This window comes from Hoylesella buccalis ATCC 35310, assembly GCF_000177075.1.
Lineage (GTDB): Bacteria > Bacteroidota > Bacteroidia > Bacteroidales > Bacteroidaceae > Prevotella > Prevotella buccalis.
The window spans coordinates 1-8917 of sequence record NZ_ADEG01000033.1; the positions used below are offsets into that span (position 1 = coordinate 1).

Genomic DNA, 8917 nt, shown 5'->3' on the forward strand with positions numbered 1-8917 from the left:
GATATTTGGAAAAGCCATTAGAAAAAGCTAAACTTCCACAAGGTACACCTGTTTATGCCGACAAGAGTTATGATTCTACAGCAAACAAGGATGTACTTAAACGTATGAAGCTCAAGAGTCGTATCATGCACAAAGGAGTAAGGGGACGTAAGCTAACGGAAAGAGAGCAGCGTGTTAATGTAGCCATCAGCAAGACACGGTATAAAGTGGAACGTACCTTTGGCTCTATTCACAGATGGTTTCATGGTGGGATAGCCAGATATGTAGGTTTAGCGTAAGCATCCAATATTAGCCGCCTTTGTGTAGCTTTCTTGCTTTACTACCTTTGCCCGAAAAACTTATGTTTGTACTCAACGAAACAAATGTTTTTCGGGTTTGTTGCACTCCTGTGGACATGCGTCAGGGTATTCTTCGCCTGTCCCATTGGTACGCAGCAATGACTTCAATCCTTCTGATGGTGTTGTCTACGTTTTCTACAACCGATCCCGTAACCGAATCAAGTTGCTTCACTGGGAGCGCTGTGGCTTTGTCGTCTATCACAAGCAGATGGCACAGGGTTGCCTGAGTCCTAAAATCATACGGGCGAGAGCTGGATTTTATAAACTTCGCTGGGACGAATTGGTACTCTATATAGAAGGAATAAACCCTAGTTGCTACCGAAGAAAAAGATACAATAAATCTTAGTATTTTGTTGCCAGTGTCAGATATTTTTCGCACCTTTACATTGTATAAAGAACTGATAATGTGATTGATACGCCTCATTATGCAATGATATCTGACTACCATTCTCTAACTCGGGAAGCTGTTATTAAACTTCTTGAGCAAAGGGATGCTGAGCTTAAGAACAAGGATGCAGAACTTAAGAACAAGGATGCTGAACTTAAGGATAAGGATGCGGAACTGGAACGAAAGTCCCGTCGCATTCTTGAACTTGAGCGCATGGTGTTTGGTAGGCGCAGCGAAAAACGCCTGCCTGAGAGTGCAAGCGACTGGACTGGTACGCTTTTTGACGAGCAGTGGGCCAAGGAGGGTTCCCTGGCTCAGGTGGAAGCCCTTCCCATCATCAAGGAGATAAAACAGCAGGCCGGACAACGCAGGTCATCATGCCGTGTGAGCCGTCCTTCCAGAAAGGGTACGGCCTACGCCTCCTATGTTCCCGAGAACATAGAGCGACAGGTGACGGAGATATATCCAGAGGGTTATGACGCTGAGCACATGGTCATCATCGGGCATGACAGAAGTGAGCATCTGTGTCTGCGTCCCTCATCCTTTTATGTCAGGGTAGAAGATCGTGTCATCTGCCGCCTGAAGGAAGCCCGGCCAACGGATGCGAAGGTTGACATCATGGAAGCCCCCTTGAAAAAGCAAGCGGTGGATTGTTTTGCCGACGCTTCCCTACTCGCTGAAATCATCACCGCTAAGTTCGCCTATCACCAGCCCGAGTACAGGCAATGTGAAAGATGGAAGGAACTGGGCGTGAACATCCCCACCTCAACCGTCAACAGCTGGGTTCACGATGCCGCCGATGCACTTTATCCACTCTACAAACTTCAAGTAAGACAGATCCTGCAAAGTCCTTACCTACAGGTTGACGAGACCAGCGTACAGGTTGCCGACCGCAAGGGAAAAACGCGCAAGGGATACCTGTGGGGCGTGCGTGACGCCATGCACTCCCAGGGTGTGTTCTTCCATTGGAAGGACGGCTCGCGGTCGGGCTCTGTGGCAGATGAGCTGTTCAAGGGTTACCAGGGTGCCATACAGTCTGACGGGTATGAGGCCTACAGCAGGTTTGAGAACATGGAGGGCATAGTGCTGTTAGGATGTATGGCACATGTGAGACGTAAGTTCGAACATCTGGCGGCTGACGATAAGAATGCCGCCCATATCATCGAGACGATAGCCACGCTTTATGAGTTGGAGGAAAACCTCAGACACAAGAAAGCACCACTCGAGGAAGTGGAGACAGAACGAAAGGCTAAAGCTTACCCCATTCTTAAGTATTTGGAGACCTATATGTTGGATGTACACAAGCAGTACACCCCCGGCGAAGCCATGGAGAAGGCGCTGCGTTATGCCTTCGCCGTATGGATACGCATTGGCAGGTATGTGCAGGATGGACGCTTCAACATAGACAACAACCTCATGGAACAGGCCATCAGACCCATCACCTTGGGAAGGAAGAACTACCTGTTCTGCGGCAACAATGAGGGAGCGGAGAACAATGCCATCTTCTATACCTTCATGGCGTGTTGCAGGGAAGCAGACATAGACCCATATAAATGGATGAAGGAAATCCTTTCAAAACCATTGTCCGACATGACAGAGGAGGAGCTCACGAAAATACTACCTTCAAACTTCAAATAACAAACAACCCTTATATGCTGCCAGACATATAAGGGTTATTTGTTAGTGTGAAAGTCGGCTAATATTGGATGCTTACGGTTTAGCTAAGACTCACGCACAACACATCATGGAGGCTATTGCCTACAATTTATATCGAACTCCAGGGATAATTGTGTCTAATTCTCTCAAATAAAGGGAGAATATGAGATTAAATAGAGCATATACAGCTCAAAAAATCAAAAATATAGACCGCAGGTGAGCCAATAGAGCTCAAAAACAAGAATGATAGAGAATGGGTAAGGTTTTGCAGAGGTCTCAAAGTAATAATTTCAACGGTGAGATTCAGATTTAATTCTATGTTGTTAAAGCTAAAGTATGCAATTAAATGGAGGATATTTTCATCTTGAATTAGGAAAAGTACTATTAGTTGATGTCAATATCGTATAGGCTAGTTAAATAATCATCTATCTCGTTGCTATTATTTAATTTATAAAGATGTATTTCCTGTTCTGCTGTCAATTGAATAACACCGAAATCTTTTATATAGTTTTTTGCTAAAGCAAAATAATCACTACCATATGGTTTGCTAGTGTGTTGTATATAATACCAAAACACTTTTGACTTTAATATTTTCTGTATAATTTCTAATGATTTCAGATTGTTAGAGACAAGGGCATAACCATTATAAAACAGCAAATCTTGTTGATTAGAGAGGACAAAAAGTGGTTCATTTGCAATATAAGGGAATAAAAGTTTAGCCCCTACGATATTTAATGCTTGACTTCTCCCAAAAGCAAACCATTGTTCATATTTTCGCTTACCTTTATCCCTTGTTGATAGTACATCTTTAAAATTCAATAGATACTTATAAGCAAAAGGATAATCAGTATGGAAATCCTTTTCTGTCATCGGGCAAATTTTACCGTTAATATTGGTATATGGAAATAGTAACTTTTCTGTTTTGTCAACAATTTCTGTTTCTGATTTTAATATATTGGGTTTTATTGCATCTCTACATATTTCTTTTTCAATTTGATAGATATTTCCATCACTTGCTAATGTGTAATAATAAGATTGATCTTCTCTAACTATATTTAGAACGAAAACGTCATTCTTCAATGTGGCAAAACCATTTTTTATATCAAAACACTTACCTAAAGGCAGACCGGTAGATTCTATTTTCTTTATATTACTACCGATTAACGGTTTTTGGAGCAACCAGCCTTTACTGTCAGATAAATCGTCATAAGCCAACTCTATATAATCTGTTTCTTTAATGTTATCTAGCTCTTTGGGACTAGACTTAGTATACTTGATCGATCTTTGGTTTCTAGTGATAAAACAGATACAGGTATATGTTGAACGACCTTTAAAAACTTGTTCTGCTCCAAAATCAATCATCTTAAGATCATACCTATTTTCTGACATATATGTTCTAAATGCTCTACCATTCAGACTCCGGTAAAAATTATTTACGGTAATATAGCCAACTATCCCATTTGGATTTATACACTCTATTGCTATTTGAAAAAAAGGAATATATAAATCCGCTTTCCCAGAACGTGTTACTATCCAATTATCTAAAAGTTTTTTACTGCTATCGGCTATTTTAGACGAGCCTACATAGGGAGGATTTCCAATAACAATATCGAACCCATTATTTTGCCTAAAGACTCCTATTGTATTCCAATCAAAAGCTAATGAATTCGCTCGGTAAAGATTGAAATTAAACTCTTGTATATCTTCTCCATTCTGTATAGCATATAAACTTAATAAAATTTTTGTTCTGTCAATACTGTATTGTTCTATATCCACACCAAAAAAATTACGGTACAGTTCACTATACTCTATATTGATCTGACTTCGTATATAATCAACCAAGCTGATAAAAAAACCTCCACATCCACAAGATATGTCTGCTATTTGAAGTTCCGACCATCTTGCTACTTCAAAATTATGCAATACACCTTTGGTGATATACTGCCTAATCCCTATGGGAGTATATACAGCTCCATTTACTTCTTTTTCTGCTGGGGAAATAACGAATTCAAATAATTCAATTAGTTTTTCTATGGATACTTCTTCCCCGTATACATCAAAAAGTATATTCTGAAATTTATTTAATGCATTGAATTCCTCTATACTTTCATCTGTTATAAGCAAATTTCTAATAAGAGTATTGTGCTCAACAACTATATTGTTTATTGATACATATGCAGACACAAGCAGGCGATTGACTTTTAATATGTCAACTGGATATTTCTTTAAGAAACTTGTTATCTGTGTATTCATAAATATAGAGGAAATAAATTTTGTTTTGTAAATGATCTGTGATTATTCCCACCAGCTATCGACTGAAAGTACGGATCTAAAGTTCTATTTCGCGCTCTTTCAATAATATCTTTATAGTCATCATCTTCAAATAGCTTCTGTTTTTGTGCGAACTCACCATTGTTGACAAAGTTTTGAATAATAAAGTGGATTGCTAAAATTATATCCATTGGAGGGTGTGGTATTCTTGGCGAACCTATAAACATCAGTTCACCTACCTCAATTCCTTTCTCTATAATTTTATTTCCACCTGCATGAAAATGATATAAGGGATGAACAAAATCTCCTTCAGTATTAGTTTCTTTGTCTAAATGCCAGCAGAAGAAGTGCGAGTTATCTTCTTTCGAATCTGTTTCATTATCATATCCTTTAATATATAATTCAAAAGAGTATCTTCCAAAGATATCCTCTTCTTTGGTCATCTTTTCAATTAGAGTATAATTCGTGTCGATACTAACAGATAATTTGGCAACTTTAGGATTAGCCTTCATGCCTGACATTGACAAATGGTTAAATGTCAAATCTTTAATATCACATCCATAAGTTACATTTCCAGACTTTCCAAGGATATTCTCAAGTTGATACAGTTCGACAAAAGAATCAAAACTATATTTTCTTAATAAGCGTATCAATCCTTTAATGTCGGATAAAATCTTAGATTTATTTAAATAATGATCTTTCATTAAAACTCTAATATATCTTTTTTATCAGTAGGGGATAAATACTTTTTTTCTTCAGGATGTTCGAGAGCTGCAAAAAGAGAGATATATTCTTGCTCTTGCCACACTTCTAATTCCTTCTTAGCATATACATATCCTTCATTCGGGTCTAATGGCTGTTTAGTAATCGCGCAAATTGTCCAAAAATAAGTACTAGTTGCATGCTCTAATGGTTTTGCGGGAGCTAAGTTCAAATGATAAGCGTTATTGATTATTTCTACTCTTTCCTTCGCATTCATGCGACGTAGAGACTTGTTACCTGAAATATCATTCCAATGTTCGATTATTTTGTGAAACCACCATCTGTCATAAGAGGATGATAAAATACCAGAATATTTACAATCGCTAATTTTACATAGGAATTTCTCAAAGTCAGGTGATGATAGGTCTACGCCAAGTCTTGCTGCTAGAATATCTTTTCCAACCAATAATCCGATAGACCGAACAATAGAATAATAAATTATTCGGCAAAAGGCATATGTATTATCCTTATCCTTTGCAGTATTGAGTTTGTCTATTAAACGATAATCCAACATGTCAATATTGTCAATGCCTAATACTCGGGCAATATCGAAAGATTCGGCTTTAATTTTTTTATAAGAATCGATTAATGATTTGATTCTATCACTATATTTTACCACCTCCTGCCTAAATGATTTTTTGTCCACAACAAAATCAAACAAATCCTGACTGGTGAAATCATTTTCAAATGCTGGTAAATTTTTATCGTTTGATATTAATATAATTGGTTTGTCCCTATGATTATCCCCAAAAGTTCTCAATGTCGATGCAAATGTAGGTGCATCAACTTTTCCCCTATTTGCAGTTAGCCTAAAGTCCATTAAATAGGCATCTGTATCTTTTCCCATTTCAAATAATGCGGAATCAAAATCATTTGCATCGTTAACAATTACTTCAAAACCGCACCTCTCTAAACTGTCTTTAATACTATCTGCAGGTAAATCTTCGATGTAAAATATTTTGTATGTCATATCAAGTTTTCTAATTCTTTATCATTAGCTTTGGGTATTTCAACACGAATGCACGTTGAGTATTCATTCTTTGCAGATACTACCATTATATTCCCCTTATAACTTACTACAATATCTTTGACTATCTTTAGTCCAAGTCCTGTTCCAGTTATTTCATTTTTTTGTTCAATAGATTCCAATGAACTTTGTGAGGTTGTAGTAAAAAACTCATCGAAAATTCGCTCCTCATTCTCCTTTGAAATTCCATCCCCCGTATCAGAGAACTCTAAATATATGAACTTGTCATTTGAGCCACATTCAATTAATATTTTTCCTGGGTCTCCAATTCTTTTAATTGCTTTTTTAGAGTTTGTATAGAAATTGAACAAAATGGAAGACCATTCAGATGGATGCATTGGTGTCGTATAAAGATTATATCCGTAAAATTTTGGCTCTTCAAATTTTATTCCTGATTTGACAGCATCACTATTAATCGATTGAATAAATGGCCTAACAACAGACCTCATTTCAATAGGTTTAAGTTCTTTGACAATATTGAGTGAGATCACATTATCAAAATATGACATATAAGTACTGAAAGAAGCAAAATTTTTATCAAGAATAGTAAGCCGGTTTAAAGCATTCATTTCATTCTTGAGATCATCCATTAAGGTTCTAATATCATCTTGAATGTTATCTAAATGATATTTTATCTCATGAACAAATTGTCCAATCGTTAGACCAACACTGCTTAGTACCCTTAGCATGGAACGTTCCTTAAAGGTTCTATCTAATTCTAGCTTTTGTAATTTTTTTACCGCGGCTATATTTCTCTTTATCTTATTTATATTCTTTCTTCTTCGTCTTTTTGTTACAATACTTTCATTTTCAGATTCTAAAGCTTTATCTAATTCTTCGAGGGTAAGAGCAATGTTTTTAACCCTTATTTCTATTTTTTCCCAATTTCCATCATCTGATTTCTCCTGACCAGAAACTATTTTTTTGTTTCTAACTTCGGCAATCTTAATCACAGCATTTACTATTGATCGATACGTGAAATTTTGTAGCTGCATCAACGCATCATTATTCATTAATCCTTCTCGACTTGAGGTCTCTTCAAAATTTCCGCTGTTGTCATTTATTTCAACAAAGCCAAAAAATGAAAGATTTTGGTGTACTGGTAAAATTGAGCGCCTACGGGTAGAAAGGTCTAAAGACAACCAGTCATCACCAGGTTCTCCATATGGTAAAACTCTAAATCCATTTCTATATAGACGAATTCCTCCAGACATGTTTGCAATTCTTTTTATTGCGTTCATGTGCATTTTAGGAATGAGACTACTCTCATAAATAAAATAATAAGCTCTGAACTTTACATTCTTAATTTGATCAAATGGCGTGTTCTTGTCATCAGGATCAACTCCAATATCATCAGAAAAGTGTACTCCAAGTTTATCACTATTCACACTGTATTTTGCAAAATGGTTGTCGTCTATTTCCCCATCTATGATTGCCACAGCATGATCGTATATCATAATCTTTTCATCAACTATTTTTCGATCACCATTTCCATCTGAAACAAAAAAATAAGTCTTAAATCCTGGATCAATATTATTAGATTGACGACTTAAACTTAGTGGAAATGGTTGCATAATATCACTAACATAGCGATAAATTCTTTTAATTGCTGCCTCTGTCCATTTATCCCTTAATTTATCAATAATTAATTTTGTACCAGAAACACCATCACATTCTATCTTCTTTATTGGATTCGTGATGTCTGTTAAATTTTTGTCACCAACATAATTATCCCAGTCTATTGTCAAACAACTAGCTTCTTCAAGATTATGTGTTTTGGTAATTATCGTAAGTTTACGCCCTAATCGTTGAACAGCAAAGCGGCCAATACCCTTTTGTCCTGCTCTTTTTCGGTGATATAATTCAGAATAAGGATTTCGTACTTTATCTGTTGATGATATTCTCATAAAGCCATTAATCAATTGCTCTATGGACATACCTACTCCGTTATCCTCAATTATAAGTGTTCCACCAACAATTGAAGAGTTTATAAAGGTCAATTTAACATCTGTTGCATCTGCATCAAACGAGTTCTTTATCAGTTCAGAAACTGCCGTTTCTTGTCTTGCAACAAGTTCGTTACCTAATCTGTCAATAACACCTGCATCTACTGAAAATCGGATATTATCTTTATCAAACTTTGACAATTCATTTGACAAAGCCAGAATCTTCCCATAGTCTATATTGCTTTCTTTCAACAACTTGGAAAGTTGTTCCTTTATTTGTTCTTCAGTTTTCATGCAAAAGTGATTTTTATTTCATCGCCAATTACGATTTTAGTCAAATTGAATTTGAAAAGGAGTCCCGTAAGAAACTATTCCGATTCTATGAAAAAGTGACCTTTTTAAAAGGTCTTCATGTCTGCAAAGATAAGTAAAGTCCGTGACAAATAGGAATATTTCATAAACTTTCCCATGTTCACCCGTCAGAAAACTATTCTATATTTTTTGACAGTTGTAATTATAGATAAGCTAT

7 protein-coding genes and 1 pseudogene are annotated in these 8917 nt (G+C 36.4%); 3 read left to right on the forward strand and 5 right to left on the reverse strand.

The window, feature by feature from the left end; genetic code table 11:
* Positions 1-275: pseudogene (locus HMPREF0650_RS02765) on the forward strand (transposase); the annotation flags it as partial.
* 124 nt (positions 276-399) lie between these two features.
* Here HMPREF0650_RS02765 and HMPREF0650_RS13825 read toward each other — a convergent pair.
* Positions 400-540 (reverse strand): hypothetical protein, encoded by a 141-nt coding sequence (locus tag HMPREF0650_RS13825; RefSeq protein WP_245543449.1) that lies wholly within the window; start codon positions 538-540, stop codon positions 400-402.
* Here HMPREF0650_RS13825 and HMPREF0650_RS13440 point away from each other — a divergent pair.
* Both HMPREF0650_RS13440 and tnpC read left to right on the forward strand, forming a co-directional pair.
* Complete coding sequence (locus HMPREF0650_RS13440) at positions 496-684, forward strand: transposase (protein WP_245543448.1); 189 nt, start codon at positions 496-498, stop codon at positions 682-684. The two genes, HMPREF0650_RS13825 and HMPREF0650_RS13440, sit on opposite strands and share 45 nt — an antisense overlap.
* 60 nt (positions 685-744) lie before the next feature.
* Positions 745-2364, forward strand: coding sequence for an IS66 family transposase (tnpC, locus tag HMPREF0650_RS02775; RefSeq protein WP_004348211.1), 1620 nt, complete (start codon positions 745-747; stop codon positions 2362-2364).
* 402 nt (positions 2365-2766) lie between these two features.
* Here tnpC and HMPREF0650_RS02780 read toward each other — a convergent pair whose 3' ends face one another.
* The 4 genes from HMPREF0650_RS02780 to HMPREF0650_RS02795 are packed head-to-tail and all read right to left on the reverse strand — an operon-like array spanning position 2767 to position 8682.
* Entirely contained in the window at positions 2767-4635 is a 1869-nt protein-coding gene (locus HMPREF0650_RS02780; protein WP_004348212.1) for an Eco57I restriction-modification methylase domain-containing protein, read from the reverse strand.
* The gene (locus tag HMPREF0650_RS02785; protein WP_004348215.1) at positions 4632-5357 is read right to left on the reverse strand and encodes a hypothetical protein; all 726 of its coding nucleotides are present in this window, start codon (positions 5355-5357) and stop codon (positions 4632-4634) included. The genes HMPREF0650_RS02780 and HMPREF0650_RS02785 overlap by 4 nt, the downstream gene beginning before the upstream one ends.
* Complete coding sequence (locus HMPREF0650_RS12420; protein WP_004348217.1) at positions 5357-6385, reverse strand: response regulator transcription factor; 1029 nt, start codon at positions 6383-6385, stop codon at positions 5357-5359. The genes HMPREF0650_RS02785 and HMPREF0650_RS12420 overlap by 1 nt, the downstream gene beginning before the upstream one ends.
* Positions 6382-8682 carry an ATP-binding protein gene (locus HMPREF0650_RS02795; protein WP_004348218.1) on the reverse strand — a complete coding sequence of 767 codons (2301 nt, stop codon included), beginning with the start codon at positions 8680-8682 and terminating at the stop codon, positions 6382-6384. Before HMPREF0650_RS02795 ends, HMPREF0650_RS12420 begins: the two co-directional genes overlap by 4 nt.
* Between the last annotated feature and the right edge of the window lie 235 nt (positions 8683-8917).